21 protein-coding genes are annotated in these 16,550 nt (G+C 67.5%); 9 read left to right on the top strand and 12 right to left on the bottom strand.

Features of this window, described 5'->3' with window-relative positions:
* Positions 1-16 precede the first annotated feature (16 nt).
* Together ACP3TD_RS00800 and ACP3TD_RS00795 are read right to left on the bottom strand one after the other, a co-directional pair.
* A complete protein-coding gene (locus ACP3TD_RS00800) occupies positions 17-988 on the bottom strand; it encodes an acyl-CoA thioesterase (RefSeq protein WP_426764880.1) in 972 nt (323 codons plus the stop codon).
* A gap of 227 nt (positions 989-1,215) precedes the next feature.
* Positions 1,216-1,650 carry a DoxX family protein gene (locus ACP3TD_RS00795; RefSeq protein WP_426764879.1) on the bottom strand — a complete coding sequence of 145 codons (435 nt, stop codon included), beginning with the start codon at positions 1,648-1,650 and terminating at the stop codon, positions 1,216-1,218.
* 192 nt (positions 1,651-1,842) lie between these two features.
* On the opposite strand from ACP3TD_RS00795, the gene ACP3TD_RS00790 reads away from it, so the two are divergent.
* The 3 genes from ACP3TD_RS00790 to ACP3TD_RS00780 all read left to right on the top strand — a co-directional run bounded on the left by ACP3TD_RS00790 (position 1,843) and on the right by ACP3TD_RS00780 (position 4,282).
* Positions 1,843-3,195, top strand: coding sequence for an MATE family efflux transporter (locus ACP3TD_RS00790; RefSeq protein ID WP_426764878.1), 1,353 nt, complete (start codon positions 1,843-1,845; stop codon positions 3,193-3,195).
* Positions 3,196-3,221: 26 nt separating this feature from the next.
* Positions 3,222-3,812 carry a hypothetical protein gene (locus ACP3TD_RS00785; RefSeq protein WP_426764877.1) on the top strand — a complete coding sequence of 197 codons (591 nt, stop codon included), beginning with the start codon at positions 3,222-3,224 and terminating at the stop codon, positions 3,810-3,812.
* A gap of 101 nt (positions 3,813-3,913) precedes the next feature.
* On the top strand, positions 3,914-4,282 hold the full coding sequence (locus tag ACP3TD_RS00780) for a hypothetical protein (RefSeq protein ID WP_091716859.1): 369 nt from the start codon (positions 3,914-3,916) through the stop codon (positions 4,280-4,282).
* Between the two features lie 70 nt (positions 4,283-4,352).
* On the opposite strand, the gene ACP3TD_RS00775 is transcribed toward ACP3TD_RS00780, so the two are convergent.
* Complete coding sequence (locus tag ACP3TD_RS00775; protein ID WP_426764876.1) at positions 4,353-4,895, bottom strand: CGNR zinc finger domain-containing protein; 543 nt, start codon at positions 4,893-4,895, stop codon at positions 4,353-4,355.
* A 71-nt stretch (positions 4,896-4,966) separates the two neighbouring features.
* On the opposite strand from ACP3TD_RS00775, the gene ACP3TD_RS00770 reads away from it, so the two are divergent.
* The gene (locus ACP3TD_RS00770) at positions 4,967-6,007 is read left to right on the top strand and encodes an EamA family transporter (RefSeq protein ID WP_426764875.1); all 1,041 of its coding nucleotides are present in this window, start codon (positions 4,967-4,969) and stop codon (positions 6,005-6,007) included.
* Positions 6,008-6,179: 172 nt separating this feature from the next.
* On the opposite strand, the gene ACP3TD_RS00765 is transcribed toward ACP3TD_RS00770, so the two are convergent.
* Positions 6,180-6,443, bottom strand: a complete 264-nt coding sequence (locus ACP3TD_RS00765; RefSeq protein WP_045731203.1) for a WXG100 family type VII secretion target — start codon at positions 6,441-6,443, stop codon at positions 6,180-6,182.
* A 224-nt stretch (positions 6,444-6,667) separates the two neighbouring features.
* Between ACP3TD_RS00765 and ACP3TD_RS00760 the strand changes: the two genes are divergently transcribed.
* Positions 6,668-6,940, top strand: a complete 273-nt coding sequence (locus ACP3TD_RS00760; protein ID WP_426764873.1) for a DUF2277 domain-containing protein — start codon at positions 6,668-6,670, stop codon at positions 6,938-6,940.
* Positions 6,941-6,967: 27 nt separating this feature from the next.
* Here the strand turns inward: ACP3TD_RS00760 and ACP3TD_RS00755 are convergent, their stop codons facing one another.
* From ACP3TD_RS00755 to ACP3TD_RS00730, 6 genes are all read right to left on the bottom strand, one after another.
* Positions 6,968-9,280 carry a heavy metal translocating P-type ATPase gene (locus ACP3TD_RS00755; protein ID WP_426764871.1) on the bottom strand — a complete coding sequence of 771 codons (2,313 nt, stop codon included), beginning with the start codon at positions 9,278-9,280 and terminating at the stop codon, positions 6,968-6,970.
* A 36-nt stretch (positions 9,281-9,316) separates the two neighbouring features.
* Positions 9,317-9,556 (bottom strand): heavy-metal-associated domain-containing protein, encoded by a 240-nt coding sequence (locus ACP3TD_RS00750; RefSeq protein ID WP_426764870.1) that lies wholly within the window; start codon positions 9,554-9,556, stop codon positions 9,317-9,319.
* Positions 9,557-9,627: 71 nt separating this feature from the next.
* Entirely contained in the window at positions 9,628-9,993 is a 366-nt protein-coding gene (locus ACP3TD_RS00745; protein WP_426764869.1) for a metal-sensitive transcriptional regulator, read from the bottom strand.
* A 314-nt stretch (positions 9,994-10,307) separates the two neighbouring features.
* Positions 10,308-10,823 carry a universal stress protein gene (locus ACP3TD_RS00740; RefSeq protein ID WP_426764868.1) on the bottom strand — a complete coding sequence of 172 codons (516 nt, stop codon included), beginning with the start codon at positions 10,821-10,823 and terminating at the stop codon, positions 10,308-10,310.
* A gap of 52 nt (positions 10,824-10,875) precedes the next feature.
* On the bottom strand, positions 10,876-11,631 hold the full coding sequence (locus ACP3TD_RS00735) for a class F sortase (RefSeq protein WP_426764867.1): 756 nt from the start codon (positions 11,629-11,631) through the stop codon (positions 10,876-10,878).
* Between the two features lie 108 nt (positions 11,632-11,739).
* A complete protein-coding gene (locus ACP3TD_RS00730; protein WP_426764866.1) occupies positions 11,740-12,471 on the bottom strand; it encodes a hypothetical protein in 732 nt (243 codons plus the stop codon).
* 288 nt (positions 12,472-12,759) lie between these two features.
* On the opposite strand from ACP3TD_RS00730, the gene ACP3TD_RS00725 reads away from it, so the two are divergent.
* From ACP3TD_RS00725 to ACP3TD_RS00715, 3 genes are all read left to right on the top strand, one after another.
* Positions 12,760-12,960 (top strand): hypothetical protein, encoded by a 201-nt coding sequence (locus ACP3TD_RS00725; RefSeq protein WP_426764865.1) that lies wholly within the window; start codon positions 12,760-12,762, stop codon positions 12,958-12,960.
* A gap of 72 nt (positions 12,961-13,032) precedes the next feature.
* Entirely contained in the window at positions 13,033-14,139 is a 1,107-nt protein-coding gene (locus ACP3TD_RS00720; RefSeq protein ID WP_426764864.1) for a WD40/YVTN/BNR-like repeat-containing protein, read from the top strand.
* Positions 14,132-14,419: a MoaD/ThiS family protein gene (locus ACP3TD_RS00715; RefSeq protein ID WP_015939011.1), complete on the top strand. Its 288-nt coding sequence runs from the start codon at positions 14,132-14,134 to the stop codon at positions 14,417-14,419. The genes ACP3TD_RS00720 and ACP3TD_RS00715 overlap by 8 nt, the downstream gene beginning before the upstream one ends.
* 88 nt (positions 14,420-14,507) lie before the next feature.
* Here the strand turns inward: ACP3TD_RS00715 and ACP3TD_RS00710 are convergent, their stop codons facing one another.
* A complete protein-coding gene (locus tag ACP3TD_RS00710; protein WP_015939010.1) occupies positions 14,508-14,744 on the bottom strand; it encodes a hypothetical protein in 237 nt (78 codons plus the stop codon).
* A gap of 150 nt (positions 14,745-14,894) precedes the next feature.
* Between ACP3TD_RS00710 and ACP3TD_RS00705 the strand changes: the two genes are divergently transcribed.
* Entirely contained in the window at positions 14,895-15,299 is a 405-nt protein-coding gene (locus ACP3TD_RS00705; RefSeq protein WP_426764863.1) for a hypothetical protein, read from the top strand.
* Positions 15,300-15,310: 11 nt separating this feature from the next.
* Here ACP3TD_RS00705 and ACP3TD_RS00700 read toward each other — a convergent pair whose 3' ends face one another.
* Positions 15,311-16,537, bottom strand: a complete 1,227-nt coding sequence (locus ACP3TD_RS00700) for a pyridoxal phosphate-dependent aminotransferase (RefSeq protein WP_426764862.1) — start codon at positions 16,535-16,537, stop codon at positions 15,311-15,313.
* Positions 16,538-16,550 lie beyond the last annotated feature (13 nt).

Below are 16,550 nucleotides of genomic sequence, written 5' to 3'. Positions count from 1 at the left end.
AGTGGCTGGCCCTGGGTCAGTCCTTGGCCAAAAGGTGGTTTGGCATCCGGTTCCCCGGCGCTGTGCCCCTGATCTCCAGCAGTTCCCGCGCGTGGGCGTGAAGCCGCTTGTCTTCGTCGCTGACCGGCACCCATGCCGGGATGGGCACTGAGTTGCCTGCGCCGTCGCGCGCCACCATGACCGTGAGGCAATACGTGGTGAGGTTCAGTTCACGGCCCTTGGGATCGCCGGAGCGGACGTGGACGGCGATGTGCATCCCCTTGGTGCCGGTGTAGACGAGGCGGGCCTCCACCTCCACCACATGCCCGATCAAGAGGGGCCGGTAGAAGCGGACACCGCCGGAAAACACGGCCACCGTGTCCTTGCCGCAGTAGCGTGACGCGCAGACGTAGGCGGCCTCATCAATCCACTTCATGACGATTCCGCCGTGGACCTTGCCGCCCCAGTTGACGTCGGTGGGCGCAGCCATGAAGCGCAATGTCACCCGTTCGGCCGTTCCGGCGTCGGTATATTCCTGATGGTTCATGGCTTCGACGATCTGCTCCCGGACCTTGATCCGGGCCAGGGCGTGGTCGCGCTGTTCGATCTCCGCGGCGCTGACAGGCTCAAACTGCTTGACCGGGATGGGCTTGCCGTCCTCGCCCACCGCCACGAAGATCACGATGCACTGGCTGCGCATGGTGGCGGGGCCGCCCTTGGGGTCGCTGGAGGAGACGACGGTGCGGATGTGCATCGAAGACCGGCCGGTGTAGACGATGGTGGCCTCCACCTCCACCATGTCGCCGCTGTTGACGGGATCCGCGAAGTGGATGTTGCCCACGTATGCCGTGACGCAGTAGGACTTCGCCCACCCCACGGCGGCGGCATAGGCGGCCTTGTCCACCCACTCCAGCACCGTCCCGGCATCCACGGAGCCGCTGTGGCCAACGTCGGTGGGTGCCGCCAGGAAGCGGAGGGTCACGGAGTTGGGCGCACCGGTCTCAGTCATGCTGCCGATCATACTGACGCTGCCGGTTACCGGCCGGTTCGGCCGCAACAGACCGCGTCCGGCCCCAAGGGACGCATGACCGGCCGTCACTTCGCGAAATCGCCGGAACGGTGCCGGATCGCTGCACCGGAACAGCGAATTCGCACCCTCCCGGGGTCCCGGGCGCCGGTTAAACCACGACGGCGGCCACACACCGTGGTGCGCAGCCGCCGTCGGGCGTTTCGGCTTTAGGCCAGGACTGCCAGCTTGGAGTTCCTGCGGCCGAAGAGGGCGCGGTCCACCGAGACGCGGCCGGCGCCGGTGAGGGCCAGTGCGAACGCGGCAGCTGCGAGGAGCAGAACCAGCTCGTAGCCGCCGTTGGCAGCGAAAACTCCGGCGGGAGCGTGCACCAGGAAGAGGGCGCCCAGCATATCGAGGGCCAGGAGGGCGGCCACCACGCGGGTCAGGATGCCCAGGATCAGGGCGATGCCACCGGCGAATTCAAGGACGGCGACGGCCGGGGCCATCACATCGGCGGCAGGCACGCCCATCTTGGCGAAGGACGCCTGGGTGCCGGCAATGGTCCACTCGTTGAACTTCTGCCAGCCGTGGGCTGCGAAGAGGAAGCCCAGGACGATGCGGAGGGCTGTGATGGCAGTGGTGGTCAGGCGGGACTGGTTCATGGGGTTTCACCGTTTCGGATATCGGTCGGAGCTGGACACATGCAAGCAGGGGCCGGATCGCAGCGTTGAACCCCTCCAGTGTTTCGCAGGTTTGGTTGAAGAGTCAACCAATTGGGGCGTTCTGTGGGATATGTCATGACCGTGACGTCACAGTCTCCCGGGTCCCCGCCCCGTGGCCGTTAAGCTGGCACGGTGTCCCAGCCCTCCACTTCCGCGCCTGTAGCGTCGCGCCGCGGCAATGCCCGCGAGATCCTCCGCCTCGCCGTCCCCGCGTTCGGTGCACTCGTGGCCGAACCCCTGTTCCTGTTGGCGGACTCGGCCATGGTGGGGCACCTGGGAGTGGCCCAGCTGGCCGGCGTGGGACTGGCCTCGGCCGTGCTGCACACCGTCGTCGGGCTGATGGTCTTCCTCGCCTACTCCACAACTCCCGCGGTGGCCCGGGCCATCGGCGACGGCCAGCTTGGGAAAGCGCTGGCGGCAGGGCGCGACGGCGTCTGGCTGGCCATGCTGCTGGGCGTCGTCCTGGCGGCGGCAGGCTTTGTGGCCGCAGAACCGCTGATCGGGCTCATGGGCGTAGAAGGCGAGGTGCGCGCCTTCGCCGTCGACTACCTCCGCTGGTCCATGCCGGGACTTGTGGCGATGCTGCTGGTCTTTGCCGGAACCGGAGTGCTCCGCGGACTCCAGGACACCCGCACCCCGCTGGTGGTGGCAACTGCCGGCTTCGGGCTGAACATCGTCCTGAACTTCTGGCTGGTTTACGGGCTCAACTGGTCCGTCACCGGCTCCGCGGTGGGCACCAGCGTGGCGCAGTGGGGTATGGCGGCTGTCTACGTGCTGATGGTGCGCCGCAACGCCGTCCGGCATGGCGTGTCGCTGCTGCCCAGCTGGCGCGGCATCCGCAGCATGACCAGGGTGGGGTCCTGGCTCATGCTGCGCACGCTCAGCCTCCGGGCCGCCATCCTGGTGACGGTCCTGGTGGTGACCGGGCAGGGTGCCATCAACCTGGCGGCACACCAGCTTGCCATGACCATCTTTTCCTTCCTGGCCTTCGCCCTGGATGCCCTGGCCATCGCCGCGCAGGCGCTGATCGGCAAGGAACTGGGCGGTTCCAACGCCGCCCGGGCGCGGGTGCTGACTACCACCATGGTCCGCTGGGGCTTCGGCTTTGGCGTGGTCACGGGGCTGCTCCTCGCGGCGGTGGCGCCGTGGGCGGGCGCCCTCTTTACCCCGGACCGGGATGTCCAGGCTGCCTTGGCGGTTGCCCTGTGGATCCTGGCTGCGGGCCAGCCGATTGCGGGCTACGTATTTGTGCTGGACGGAGTGCTGATCGGCGCGGGGGATGCCCGCTACCTGGCCCTGGCCGGCCTGATGAATGTTGCGGCGTATGCCCCGATGCTGGCGGCTGTCGCGTTCTCCGGAGTTTCAGGGGTTGCGGGGCTGGGCTGGCTTTGGGCGGCATTCTCCATCGGATACATGGCTGCCCGGGCGCTCACCCTGGGCCTGCGCGCCCGGAGCAACCGGTGGATGGTGCTGGGTTCGGCCTAAACGGGACGCGCAACTAAACTGGACCGGTGACACAACCCTTGACACCCGCAGGCGCCGCCCAGGGAACCGCCCCCCGCACCGACCTGTGGAAGCCGGTCCTGCTGCGCTCCGCCGCCTCACTGGCCTTCGGAGCCGTAACGATCTTTTGGGCAACGCCCTCCGTGGAAGCCATGGGCTGGGCAGGCGGCCTTTACCTCCTGGCCATCGGCGCCATCACCCTCTGGGGTATCCCGGCTACCGGCTTTGGGCGCGACTCTGCGTCCGGCAAGCTGCTCTCGGCCGCCGGATCCGTGCTGGCGGGTGCGGGGTTCGCGGTGCTCCTGCTGCACAGCGACCTCCTGTTCGGTGTCATCGCGGCGCTGGGGCTCGGCGTCGCCGGGGCCCTGGAGCTGTCCTGCGGCATCCGGAACCGCGGCCGGCACGTCCTGGCCCGCGACTGGATCACCTCCGGCCTCATCAGCCTCGGAACCGCGGTAATCCTGCCGTTCTTCATCAGCCTCGGTGCACATGCACTACTGGGCGTGGCCGGCGGCGGGGCCATCATCCTTGGTGTGCTGTGGGCGCTGTCCGGGCTGACGCTCAGGCACGATTCCCGCAGTACGGCCGCTAAGCCGTAAACTAGGAAGGTCCCGGTTCTACTCGTTGTAGAAATTTCACCGGGGCCACCCACAACGTACACCGGGCCGGCCATCCATGCCGCCCGCAGGGAGGACTTACCGTGGCAGACCAGCACCAGGGAAAACCGCGCAAGCTGCGGACCTCTGTGAAGGGCCCGCTGATGTTCTCCGCGTTCTGGGCCGTCGTGGCCTTCTTCGCCGTGGTCATTTTCGCTTCCGGCGGCAGTGCCCGCGCTCCGCGTTTCGACCTCGCCTTCACGGGTGCCGGGATCGCTTTCATTGTCACCCTGGTGATCGCAGCCATGCTGTCCATGAGCCACAAGGACAATGCCGAGCACCTGGGCAAGGGATCCGGCGTCAACCTCAGCTCGGCCAAGAACACGTCCCACGGCTTTGGCGGGACCAAAGCCCCCGGCTCGCCTGAGCAGCAGGATCCCGACGGCGGCACTGAAGGTTCCGCAGGCCGCTAACCCACCGCCGGTCCCGCCGTCCGCGCAGGCTTTTTAGCTTACGCACGCGACGTGGAAGGCTTGCGAGCCACTAGCCCGCCGCCTGCCGTGCCCGGTAGGCCGCCACATGCGCCCGGTTGGCGCAGTTGCCCGTATCGCAGTAACGCTTAGAGCGGTTTCGGCTGAGGTCCAGCACCGCGGCGTCGCAGTCCTCGGCCTCGCAGACGCGAAGCCTGTCCATCTCCTTGCTGCGCACCACATCCGCCAGCGCCATCGCGGCCTCCGTGCTGATCCGGTCCGCAAGCGGCGCCTCGGGCGTGGTGGCGTGCAGGTGCCAGTCCCAGCCATCGTGCCTGACCAGTTGGGGGAGGGCGTTGGCGTCGCGGAGCAGGCGGTTGATCGTCTCCACGGCACCGTCTTCCCCCGCTACCCATGCCCCGGCCAGTTCCCCGCGCAGCCGCCGGATGCTGGCCAGCTCTGCCTCATCCCTGGCCCTGGAACCTGAGAACTGCTCCGCCGCCAGGAATCCGTCCAGATCCTGCTGGGAGGCCAGGCCCTCGCGTCCATTGGCACTGGAATTGATGAGGTTGACCACGCTGCGCAGCGCAACCTCAGTGTCAGGGGCAAATACCATCTTGACTCCTTACAGCGCCTAAGCGTACTGTCATGACCAATACCCCACTTTACTCCTGACAGGAGGCAACGGTGCCTGCCGCAAAGAACCATCCCGCCACGCCAAGCCCGGTGGCACCCCGCCGCAGTTTCCTGGCCTCCGGCCTGGGCGTCGCCGTGTTCTCGTCTGCTGTCTTCGGCACCTCGGGATCGTTCGGCAAGGCGCTCCTGGAGACGGGTTGGTCCCCGGGCGCCGCCGTCACGGCACGCCTCACCGGCGCCGCGCTCATCCTCGCCATCCCGGCGGTCATCGCCCTGAAGGGCCGCTGGCACCAGCTGCGGGACAACTGGCTCACCATTGTGCTCTTTGGCCTGATCGGCGTGGCCGCGTGCCAGTTGTTTTATTTCAACGCGGTGGAACGGCTCTCCGTGGGCGTCGCGCTGCTGCTCGAGTACCTTGCCCCGGTGATCATCGTCCTCTGGATCTGGGCAGCCAGCCGAAGGCGTCCGCGCGCGCTCACCTTCGGGGGAACCCTGTTGTCGCTGGCTGGCCTGGTGCTGGTCCTGGACCTCACCGGTGCCGTGAAGGTGGACCCGGTGGGGGTCCTCTGGGGTATGGCCGCAGCGGTCTGCCTGGCCATGTACTTCTTCATTACGGCCAAGGAAAATGACACCCTGCCGCCCCTCGTGCTGGCATCCGGCGGCCTGATGGTGGGCGCCGCCGTCATGTGGCTGGCCGGCGCCACCGGACTGCTGCCCATGGCGTTCAACACGGCGGACACCAAACTCGGCCCCTGGGTGACCCCCTGGTGGGTTTCGCTGGCCGGCCTGGTGGTCCTGGCAACAGTCCTGGCCTATGTCTCCGGAATCATGGCGGCCCGCGCACTGGGCTCCAAGGTGGCCTCGTTTGTCTCCCTCACCGAGGTGCTGTTCGCCGTGATCTGGGCGTGGCTGCTGCTCGGCGAGCTACCCGGGGCCATCCAGCTGGTGGGCGGTGTCCTCATCGTGGGAGGCGTCCTCCTGGTCCGGCTCGACGAACTCCGGGCTCCGGCCCCGCAACCCTCACCTGGCCGTTCGACGGCGAAGGCGGGCTCACCGCTCGAGCACGCGAACGACGTCGAACCCGTGCCCTGAGTGCCCCGGCGTGCGCGGTCATCCGCGCACGGCTGTCCGGAGCAACGGATTTGGGCAGGTCCGCCGGCACCTGAACCTTGGTTAAACGGGCAAGGACCCGGACACCTTGCGGTGCCCGGGCCCTCGCCGTTTACAACCAGGTACCTGGTGACAGGCCCTGCGCAGCCAGTGCTTAGCGGGAAGCCTGGTCCTGCTCTTCGGCGTTGCGCTTGGCCTTGTCGCCGGCTTCCTTCAGTGCTTCAGCAACCTTGGTCAGCATGGTGGTGTGCTGGCCCGACCATTCGTTGCGGAACTTGTCAGCGTCGGGGCCCTCCCAGTTGGTGCTGCTCAAAACCTTGGTGAGAGTGGACTTCTGCGTCTCAATCTCGGACGCACCTGCCTGAAGCTTGCTGCCCAGCTGACGAAGCTGCTGAACGTCTGCACCCCAAATAGCCATCAGTATCTCCTTGTTGGTAAGTGGATCCGAACCAGGTCGGCATCCCCAGCGGCCCCCCGGCTCATCCGGAAGATCCATTGCCTAAAACCTATCCCGGCCCTCAAAGGAGTGTCGATGGGCACCCCTGCCCATGCTGTCCTCCCCATGGACGGGCCTCCTCAACCTGCCCATAAAGCAAGCCTCGAAGGGTCGATCTTAGGCGCTCCAGAGCCTAGCATGGCCCTATGTGCCGGAACATCCGAACCCTTCACAACTTCGAACCGCACGCCACCTCGGAGGAGGTGCACGCCGCCGCGCTGCAGTATGTGCGCAAGATCAGCGGAAGCGCCAAGCCGTCCAAGGCCAACCAGGCCGCTTTCGATGACGCGGTCCACGAGATCGCCCACATCACCCAGCACCTTCTGGACGCATTGGTGACGCAAGCGCCGCCGAAGGACCGTGACGAGGAAGCCGCCAAGGCCCGGGCGCGCGCCGCCGTCCGCTACGGCGCGGCCTGAGCCCGCGCTGCGCCTGCAAAGAACCCGCTACTTTCCGAAGCTCCGGAGCCGCAGCGAGTTGGCCACCACCAGCACCGAACTGGCGGCCATGGCAGCGCCCGCGATCATGGGGTTGAGCAGGCCGAGCGCGGCCACCGGGATCCCGACGGCGTTGTAGAAGAAAGCCCAGAACAGGTTCGTCTTGATGGTGGCCAGGGTCCTGCGGGACAGCTCGATGGCCTGCGCCACCTGGGCAAGATCGTTGCCCATCACCGTGAGGTCCGCGGCCTCGATGGCCACATCCGTGCCGGACCCCATCGCGATACCCAGGTCCGCCTGCGCGAGGGCGGCGGCGTCGTTCACGCCGTCACCGGCCATGGCCACTGTTGCTCCCGCGGCCTGCAGCCTGCGCACGGCCTCCACCTTGCCTTCCGGCAGCACTCCCGCATAAACATCGGCAGGGGGAATCCCGACGGCGGCAGCCACTTGGGCGGCCACGGCGGCGTTGTCTCCGGTCAGCAGGATGGGGCGCAGGCCAAGGTCCTGCAGCCGTGCCACCGCAGCGGCAGAGCCTTCCTTGACCGTGTCCCGAAGGCTGATGATTCCTGCAGGGACACCGTCCATGGTCACCCAGACGGCGGTGGCACCCGCCGCTTCTGCTCCCGCCAGTGCCTCCAGGTGCGCCGGGGAGGGCTCGATGCCGTTGTCGCGGAGCCAGCCGGTGCGTCCGGCCAGGACCAGCCGGCCCTCCACGGTTCCGGTGACGCCGCCGCCCGGCGCGGAACGGAAGCCGTCGACGCCGGGCAGGCGGCCGTCGTCGTCCGCGGCACTGCCGGGGCGGGTGGGAACGATCTCCTTGGCCGCCGCCGCAATGGCGCGTGCCACGGGGTGTTCCGATGCCGCCTCCACCGCCCCGGCGAGCCGCAGCACCTGCTGCTCATCGAAGGGGCCGAACGCGGTGGTGGAGCTGACCGCCAGTACGCCGGTGGTCACGGTGCCAGTCTTGTCCAGCAGGATGGTGTCCACCGTGCGGGTGTCTTCCAGGACCTGCGGCCCCTTGATGAGGATGCCCAATTGGGCCCCGCGACCGCTGCCCGTCAGCAGCCCCACCGGTGTGGCGAGGCCAAGGGCGCACGGGCAGGCAATGACCAGGACGGCAACTGCGGCGGTGAAAGCCTGGCGCAACCCGGCGCCGCCGGCATCCGGACCGGCGGCAAGAAGCCACAGCAGGAACGTCGCCGCGGCAATGGCCAGCACCACCGGGACGAAGACGGCGCTGATGCGGTCCGCCAGGCGGGCGATGGGCGCCTTACCGGTCTGCGCCTGCGAAACCAGGCGGGCCATCTGGGCGAGGGTGGTTTCGGCGCCCACGCGGGTGGCCCGGACCAGCAGCCTGCCCGAGGTGTTGATGGTGGCGCCGGTGACCTTGCTGTCAGGGCCCACCTCAACTGGCACCGACTCGCCGGTCACCAGTGAGGCGTCCACGGCTGAGGTCCCGTCGAGGACCACGCCATCGGTGGCGATTTTCTCGCCCGGACGGACCACCAGGACATCCCCCACCTGGAGCCGGTCCGCGGGAACCCGGTATTCCACCCCCTCGCGAAGGACTGCGGCGTCCTTGGCACCCAGGTTGAGGAGGGCCTTGAGGGCATCCCCGGCCTTCTGCTTGGCATTGGCCTCCAGGTAGCGGCCCAGGAGCAGGAAGGTGGTGACCACTGCTGCCACCTCAAAGTAGAGGCCGCCGGCGCCCATGCCCTCCATGCCCGGGTGCTCGGTCATCCGCGGATCGGCGGCCAGCTGCCAGGCCGAGAACAGGTAGGCAGCCGTCACGCCGATGGAGACCAGCGTGTCCATGGTGGAGGCCAGGTGCCGGGCGTTGACGGCCGCGGCGCGGTGGAACGGCCAGGCCGCCCACGTGACGACCGGCAGCGCGAGGGCTCCTGCCGCCCAGCCCCAGTGTGGAAACTGGAACGCCGGAACCATGGATAGCAGGAACACGGGAACTGTGAGGATGGCTGCCAGGATCAGGCGCGGACGCAGCTGTGCGGCCGTACCGCCGTGCGCCATGTGATGGTCAGTGCCACCCGCATCCGGTCCGGCGGCGTCCGCGGGGGCCGGCGGGGTGCGCACCGTGGCGGTGTAGCCGGCGGCGTTGACGGTGGCTACCAGCTGTTCGTCGGTGATTCCCTCCGGTGCCGTGACGTGGGCTGATTCCAGGGGGAGGTTGACCGAGGCCGCAACGCCCTCCAGTTTGCCGAGCTTTTTCTCTACCCGGTTGACGCAGGAAGCGCAGGTCATGCCCTCGATGTCCAGTTCCACCACGCGGACACCGGACGGTTGCAGCAGTTTTTGGTTGTTCATGCCGTCCTATCAGGGTTGGTGTGGTACGCGGGGGCCCTACGCTTCGTTGGCGACGACCAGGTAGCCGGCCTCGGCCACGGCTTCACCGATTTCGGAGGGTGACAGTTTGCCCGTGGAGGTGATGGTGACGGTGGAAATGCCGCCGGCGTTGAGGTCCACGTCCACGGTTTCGACGCCGTTAAGGGCTTCGAGCTCCTCACTGACGGCGGAAATGCAGTGGCCGCAGGTCATGCCGGAGACGCTGACTTTCGTGGTGGTGGGGGTGGTGGTGCTCATGGCTGCTCCTTCGTAGCGTCCGGCGGGTGGCCGGAATGGGGGTGGGTCTGGCATGAAAATTTGACTGGCTGTCAGCGGAGCAGGCGGCCGATGGCTTCAGCAGCTTCCTTGACCTTGGCATCAATGGCCTCGGCGCGTGCTTCCGGGTCCGGCTCAGCAGCGGCGCCCACCACGCAGTGGCCGATGTGCTCTTCCACCAACCCCAGGCTGACGGCGTGCAGGGCCTTGGTGACGGCGGAAACCTGGGTGAGGATGTCGATGCAGTACTTGTCCTCGTCCACCATCCGCGCAATGCCCCGGACCTGGCCTTCAATGCGTTTGAGGCGGCGCAGGTAGGCGTCCTTGTTGGCCGTGTACCCGTGCTCCGGTGCGTGCTGCGCCTGCTCCAGCGCTAATTCCGTGGGTGGCGCAGCTGTGACTTCTTCGGTGGCTTCCATGGCTTCAACATATACCCCGATGGGGTATCGGCACAAGTACCCCCTGGGGGTATCTTTCCCGATGCGCTCAGGGCACAAAAAAGCTCCGGAGTGCGTTATTGGGGGATACGCACTCCGGAGCAGCTCTTGGGCAAGCCCGGTATCCACTCTCCGCGGAACCGGCCTGCTTGACTCAGCTTACTGTCTGGTAGGGAACTCCGCCACCACCCGGAATAACTACTTTCGCTTTATTTTATCCGGCCCTGTTGGAGGCCCACTTTGACGCCTTTTCAGGCCCTGTTCCGCCGCCCTTTACGAGCCGGCCCGGCCGGTACTCAGCTGTCCTCGTGCGCCGGCATCCTGTACGGGACCACCAGAACCGGCAAGCTCTGGTGGTGGCTGAGCCAGGCGCCCACAGATCCGTTGAGCGCCTCCGAAAGCCGGTGCGAGAATCCACGTTCCGAGGTGCCCACCACGATCATGGGTGCGTTGGTTTCCGCGGCCAGCCGGGCCAGCGCCCGGGCGGGATCCCCGGCGAGCGTGCGCAGCGTCCATGCCACCGTTCCGCTGCCGGCAGGCACCTTTTCCATCGCGGCCATGATGTCCGCCTTCAGTCCGGTGGTCAGGGCGCGGATGTCCTCGTCATCGGCGTCCGGATGGAGGGAAAGCCGGTGGGCGGAGCGTGCGGGGTCCCATTCCACCAGGTAGCTGGCCTCATCCACATACGCGCAGACCAGTGGCTGGCCCAGCCGGGCGGCCAGGCTGGCAGCGGTGTGGAGGACTTCCGGGTGCTGCTTCGGCATGATGCCCACCAGCAGCGGGGCGGTGCCGCTGAACCGATCCGATGTCATAGCCCATTGTCCGCCCGGGATGCCGCAGGTGAACAGGTCCCGCCGGCCCTTGTCAGGGGACTGCGGGGGAGGCGGTGACAACCACGTTCTTCCCCCACGGATCCTGCGTGTAGCAACTGATGAGGACCAGCCTGTTGGGGACGATGTCCCAGATGGGACTGTCCTTGAGGCTGGCCTTCACGTAGGTGGTCACGGTGTCCACGCGGTAGGAGATTGCTCCCGTGCCGGTCTCCACGGAAAATGTGTCGCCCACGCGGGCGGCTGAACTCAGGTGGTTGAAGGGGGCGTCCGCGCCGTCCCAGCTGTGGCCGATGACGTACGTGGTGTTGGCGGAGTTGTTGCCGGGTGTTCCGTAGGGGGTGAGCCAGTAGGCGTCCTTGGTTTCCGGCGGAACGATCGTCTGGCTGGCAGCTGCGGCTGAATCAGGTTCCAGCGGGTGGACCGGCACGTCGATATCGGCGGACGGGTAGCTGATGCGGACCGGTGCCGCCGCTTCCGGAAGCGCAGGCTGCGGTGCCGCCTGCACCGGTGTCCCTGTGGCAGGCAAGCCAAGTGCCGGCGTCGTACTGATGGACAGGGCAGCCGGTACGGGCGCGGGAGTGGCGGAAGCGACGGGTTCGGCGGTGGCCGGTGCGGCCGCCACGGCGTTGACGACGGCGGGAGGCGGGCCCTGCTGCAGGAGAGGGCCGCCGAACGTGATGCCCATGGCTGCCGTGACGCCGCACAGCAGGATCGCCAGGTCGGTGCGGTTCAGGCGACGCCACGGCCGCCGTTGCCGCGCGGCGCGGCGGCTGTTCTCCTCGGCCATGCCACTCCTCCGGTGGATCGCTGGTGATGGGAAGGAAGGCGTCCCGCCGGGCACTGGCGGAACGCCTTCCTTGTCAGGGGCCGCGGCGCTGCGGCGTTGACAACGGCGTCAGCGGGCCGTCGGGGAGGAAGCCGACCGGCGGCGAATGGCCACGGCAGCCCCGGCGGCAACCAGTGCGCCGATGCCGCCCAGCCAGGCGGGTGAAGCCGGGTTGCCGCCGACGGCGGTCTGGGCGTTGAAGCCCTGGTTGGTTCCCCTGCTGACTGGCGCAGCGGCCACCGCTCCCGTTGCCTGCTGCACCTGGGTGGCTGCGGGCTGGGCGGGCACCACCGGGGTCACCGCTGCCGGAGGCGCCACTGCCGGTGCTGCGGCGGGCGGGTCAACAGGCGTCACTGCCGGGGGGACGACGGCGGGCGGGTTGTTCACGGGCGGGTTGTTCACGGGTGGATTGACGACCGGTGGATTATCCGCAGGAGGATTGTCGACGGGCGGGTTGTCGGCTGGAGGGATATCCACCGGCGGGTTATCGACCGGCGGATTGTCGACGGGAGGCGCCGCAACACAGCCGTTGTTGTAGATCGCCTGCCCGGCAGCGTCCCAGTTCTGCCCGTACTTCAGGCCGTCGTTGGGCGGAATGATGTCGTTACCGTGTTCGCCATGCCCGTTCAGTGACGGGACCGCAACCGAGTTCACGGTGTAGTGGTTGGCGTTCGAGCCTGAGCCCGCGTGGCAGATGATGACCTTGTCGTCATCGCTCCAGCCGCGGTCAGCCACTGCGGGGGCGGCGACGACAAGTGCCGCCAGGCCCACGGCGCCGAGTGTTCCAATGGTGCGTTTCATTGTTCTCTCCCCAATTTTTGGCGTGAAACGGACCATGGCGGGGGAAGGCCAGCGGTGGCGCCCGTATGCCCCAGCAGCACGGTCAGCTTGCTTGAGTTTTCAGGCTAGGGGCGGCCCCCCGGGCAGGTCCTCAGTAGGGTGTACTCGTCTTTTCCGGACCCGCCGGCGGCCAAGTTACTTGCCGGTACCCGATCTTTGCCCGCGACTACCTGTGGGGGAGGGCGGAGCCTTGTCCCGGAATTCGCCCGCGCCTAACGTTGCTCTCAAAGAAAGGTGGGTGGATCTGGCATGGAAATTTTCATGTGGTGGCTGGACCTTGACCTGGACAGCAAGGAATGGCTCCGGGAGAACCTTCGGACGGGTGAGCTGCCGCTGGCGGTGCTCCAGGGCATCGCCGAAGCCGGCGGACCGCACCCGGACAACCCTGCTGCCGTGCTGACGGCCGCCGACTGGGACTTCATCGAAACCCAGTCCGAGTTCGTCGACTAGCGTCCCGTACGGACCACCGCTCATTTTTCCCCTGCGCCAAAACCGTTGCAGCCTGCACGGGGCGGTGGTTGCATGGTGGGCATGGCAACCGCAGAGAACTTTGTCTTAGCGATCGGGACCAAGAAAGGCCTGTGGCTGGCCACCAGCCAGGACAGGCGCGAATGGTCCTTCACCGGCCCCCACTTCCTGATGGCGGAGATTCCCAGCGTGGGGATCGACACCAGGGGCGGCCGCACCCGGATCATGGTGGGAGTGCGCAGTGAACACTGGGGCCCCACCGTAGCCCACTCGGATGACTTGGGCGCAACCTGGTCCGAACCCGAACAGGGTGCCATCAAATTCCCCGAGGACACCGGAGCCGCCGTGGAGCGCGTCTGGCAGATTTACCCGGATGCGGAGTCCCGGCCGGGCGTGGTGTGGGCCGGCGCGGAACCTATCTCCGTGTGGAAATCCACGGACGGCGGTGAACACTTCGAATTGAACCGCGGCCTCTGGGACCACCCGCACCGCAAGGACTGGGGTGCCGGCTACGGCGGCGCGGCGGCACACTCCATCGTGGTCGATCCCGCCGGAGATACGGTCCACATCGCCATGAGCACCGGCGGCGTTTACCGCTCGCTCGACGGCGGCACTTCCTGGGAGCCCCGCAACAAGGGGATCTCCGCGTACTTCATGCCGGATCCCAACCCGGAATTTGGCCAGTGCGTCCACAAGATCGCGGCTGATTCCGCCGTGGAAGGCCGCCTGTACGCCCAGAACCATCACGGCGTGTACCGCACGGACGACAATGCGGACACCTGGACGTCGATCGCCGACGGCCTGCCCGCGGACTTCGGGTTCGTCATGCTGACGCACCCGCGCCGGGAAGGAACGGCCTGGGTGGTCCCGCTGAAAGCCGACGGCGAACGCATCCCTCCGGACGGGGACCTTGCGGTCCACCGGACGGACGACGCCGGAAGCTCGTGGAAGCGGCTCAGCAACGGACTGCCCGGCAAGGAGTACAACAGTGTGCTGCGCGACGCCGCGTCGGTGGATACCGCCGAGCCGGCCGGGGTGTACTTCGGCACCCGCGGCGGGACGGTGTACGCAAGCGCGGACGAGGGGGAGACGTTCTCAGAGGTGATCGCGCACCTTCCCGACGTCCTGTGTGTCCGGGCGGCTGTGGTGGCCGGTGCCTGACATTACGGTGGTGCTCCCCAGTGTCCTCCAGCCCCTGGCCGGCGGGCAGTCCGTACTGACTGCGCCCGCCGACGGGCCGGTGACCGTGGGGCAGCTCCTCGATTCGGTCACTGCCGGGTTCGCTGTGCTCGCCCGGCGGCTTCGGGATGAAACAGGTGCGCTGCGCCGCTTCGTGAACGTCTACGTGGACGGTGACGAGGTACGGCGCCTGCAGGGGCTGGATACCGAGGTGTCCCCGGGCCAGGAGGTGCTGGTGATCCAGTCGGTGGCCGGCGGCTGACGGTTTCCGCCGCGGCTTCGGGCAGTCCTTACTGACTGCGCCCGATGCCGCGCCACTGGTGTGCCGCCGGCGTGCGTCAAGAAACGGGTCAGGCGACGCGCCAGACCGTGCATTCGTCCGTATTGATGGCTTTGCGGAGGCCCGTGATCCGGTCCATGATCCAGACGACGCCGATTCCTGGCGCTGTTTCCTGGACGCTGCCGCGGCGGATCACCACATCGTCGTAGGAGGGCCCCACAGACAGTCGGGCTTCGATTTCGTCGCCGCGGTGGAGCTGGTCCAGGGTGCGGACTCTGGTTACATGCGTGGTCGCCTTCTTCAACATCGGGGCCTCCTGGCTGGAGCTGGTGCCGGCTCTTGCCTGCATTCACCAGTGTGGGCTGCGAATGTTGCGTGCCCGTTTCCCCGCGGTTAGCTGCCGGTTAGTTCTTGGCGCCGGACCTGTAAATGTCCGGGCCGCGCCTATGGTGGTGCCATGGAGATTCTGCAGGGGATCTGGGCCGTGGTGCTCGGGGCGGCGTCGCTGGCGCCCCTGGCGACGTTCGGCGTCGTCCTCGTTGCCTACCTGGCATACCGGCAGCGGGACCGCGCGGACAGGCGGGACCAGTGGTGGAAGCGGGCGCAATGGGCTATTGATGCCGCCCTGGACGGCCGTGACCCGCAACGCCGGCTCGCGGGCCTGAAGGTGCTGGTCCAGCTCATCGGCAGCGACCTCGCAACGGCAGAGGACGCCGACCTGATGAGCGCCCTGGCCGTGGGCATCCGGGAGGAAGAGGGCAGTGGCCGGCGCGGGGCGGCCGTCCCGCCGCCGGTGCAGGGGCTGATCGTGGCGGAGACGGAACGGCTGCTTAAGGCCGCAGGGGCCAAGGGCCGTCCCTGACCCCGGGCCTTTTACGCCGCTTCGCGGTTACGGTAGCTCGCCAGGAACGTCGAAATCCGGCGGACCGCTTCCTCGATGTCCAGGACGGATGGGAGGATCACGAACCGGAAGTGGTCCGGCGTGGGCCAGTTGAAGGCCGTGCCGTGGGACACCAGGATTTTCTGGTCCTTGAGCAGGTCGATGACGAACTGCTCGTCGCTGGCGATCGGGTACAGCTCCGGGTCCAGGCGCGGGAACAGGTACATGGCCCCCGCCGCGGGGACACAGGTGATGCCCGGGATGGAGGTCAGGAGCTTGTAGGCGAGGTCGCGCTGTTCGCGGAGCCGGCCGCCCGGCCGCACCAGGGCCTCGATGCTTTGGTAGCCGCCCAGGCAGGTCTGGATGGCGTGCTGGGCGGGGACGTTGGGGCACAGCCGCAGGGATGCGAGCAGTTCCAGGCCTTCCCGGTAAGCGGCGGTTGCTGCGAGGGGCCCGGTAACCGCCACCCAGCCGGCCCGGTAGCCGGGCATCCGGTAGGCCTTGGAAAGTCCGCTGAAGGTCAGGCAGCACACGTCCTCGGCCACGGCCGCGGTGTGGATGTGCACGGCGTCCCCGTAGAGGACCTTCTCGTAGATCTCATCGGAGAACAGCACCAGGTTGTGCTTGCGGGCGAGGTCGGCGAACTGCTCCAGGATGCGGCGCGGGTAGACGGCGCCGGTGGGGTTGTTCGGGTTGATGATCACGATGCCCTTGGTGCGGCTGGTGATCCTGGCTTCGACGTCGGCCATGTTGGGCCACCAGTTATCGGCCTCGTCGCAGAGGTAGTGGACCGGCGTGCCGCCGGTCAGCGTCACGGCGGCGGTCCACAGCGGGTAGTCCGGTGCGGGCACCAGGATCTCGTCGCCGTTCTCCATGAACGCCTGCAGGCACATGGAAATCAGCTCGCTGACGCCGTTGCCGATGAAGATGTCCTCCACGCCGATGTTCATGAGGCCGCGGGTCTGGTAGTACTGCGAGATCGCTGTCCGGGCGGAGAAGATGCCCTTCGAATCGCTGTACCCCTGGGCGCCCCGCAGGTGGTGGATCATGTCCACCACCACGGACTCGGGAGTCTCCAGGCCGAACGGGGCAGTGTCGCCCAGGTTCATCTTCAGGATCCGGTGCCCCTCGGCCTCCATGTTCTTGGCTGCCTGGAGGATGGGTCCGCGGAGTTCGTACCGGACGTTCTGGAGTTTGCTGGAGTGTTGCATAGCGCGCATGGTTGATTTTTTC

Origin of the sequence: Pseudarthrobacter sp. 1G09, assembly GCF_050038305.1 — a bacterium.
Lineage (GTDB): Bacteria > Actinomycetota > Actinomycetes > Actinomycetales > Micrococcaceae > Arthrobacter > Arthrobacter equi.
The sequence above is the reverse complement of the archived record's forward strand: the minus strand, read 5'-3'. Positions and strand labels throughout refer to the sequence as shown.

Excerpts from the sequence above, each read along its gene's own strand:
- ACP3TD_RS00800 (WP_426764880.1), bottom strand. The coding sequence starts at position 988 with ATGACTGAGACCGGTGCGCCCAACTCCGTGACCCTCCGCTTCCTGGCG.
- ACP3TD_RS00795 (WP_426764879.1), bottom strand. The coding sequence starts at position 1,650 with ATGAACCAGTCCCGCCTGACCACCACTGCCATCACAGCCCTCCGCATC.
- ACP3TD_RS00775 (WP_426764876.1), bottom strand. The coding sequence starts at position 4,895 with ATGGTATTTGCCCCTGACACTGAGGTTGCGCTGCGCAGCGTGGTCAAC.
- ACP3TD_RS00765 (WP_045731203.1), bottom strand. The coding sequence starts at position 6,443 with ATGGCTATTTGGGGTGCAGACGTTCAGCAGCTTCGTCAGCTGGGCAGC.
- ACP3TD_RS00760 (WP_426764873.1), top strand. The coding sequence starts at position 6,668 with ATGTGCCGGAACATCCGAACCCTTCACAACTTCGAACCGCACGCCACC.
- ACP3TD_RS00755 (WP_426764871.1), bottom strand. The coding sequence starts at position 9,280 with ATGAACAACCAAAAACTGCTGCAACCGTCCGGTGTCCGCGTGGTGGAA.
- ACP3TD_RS00750 (WP_426764870.1), bottom strand. The coding sequence starts at position 9,556 with ATGAGCACCACCACCCCCACCACCACGAAAGTCAGCGTCTCCGGCATG.
- ACP3TD_RS00745 (WP_426764869.1), bottom strand. The coding sequence starts at position 9,993 with ATGGAAGCCACCGAAGAAGTCACAGCTGCGCCACCCACGGAATTAGCG.
- ACP3TD_RS00740 (WP_426764868.1), bottom strand. The coding sequence starts at position 10,823 with ATGACATCGGATCGGTTCAGCGGCACCGCCCCGCTGCTGGTGGGCATC.
- ACP3TD_RS00735 (WP_426764867.1), bottom strand. The coding sequence starts at position 11,631 with ATGGCCGAGGAGAACAGCCGCCGCGCCGCGCGGCAACGGCGGCCGTGG.
- ACP3TD_RS00730 (WP_426764866.1), bottom strand. The coding sequence starts at position 12,471 with ATGAAACGCACCATTGGAACACTCGGCGCCGTGGGCCTGGCGGCACTT.
- ACP3TD_RS00725 (WP_426764865.1), top strand. The coding sequence starts at position 12,760 with ATGGAAATTTTCATGTGGTGGCTGGACCTTGACCTGGACAGCAAGGAA.
- ACP3TD_RS00720 (WP_426764864.1), top strand. The coding sequence starts at position 13,033 with ATGGTGGGCATGGCAACCGCAGAGAACTTTGTCTTAGCGATCGGGACC.
- ACP3TD_RS00710 (WP_015939010.1), bottom strand. The coding sequence starts at position 14,744 with ATGTTGAAGAAGGCGACCACGCATGTAACCAGAGTCCGCACCCTGGAC.
- ACP3TD_RS00705 (WP_426764863.1), top strand. The coding sequence starts at position 14,895 with ATGGAGATTCTGCAGGGGATCTGGGCCGTGGTGCTCGGGGCGGCGTCG.
- ACP3TD_RS00700 (WP_426764862.1), bottom strand. The coding sequence starts at position 16,537 with ATGCGCGCTATGCAACACTCCAGCAAACTCCAGAACGTCCGGTACGAA.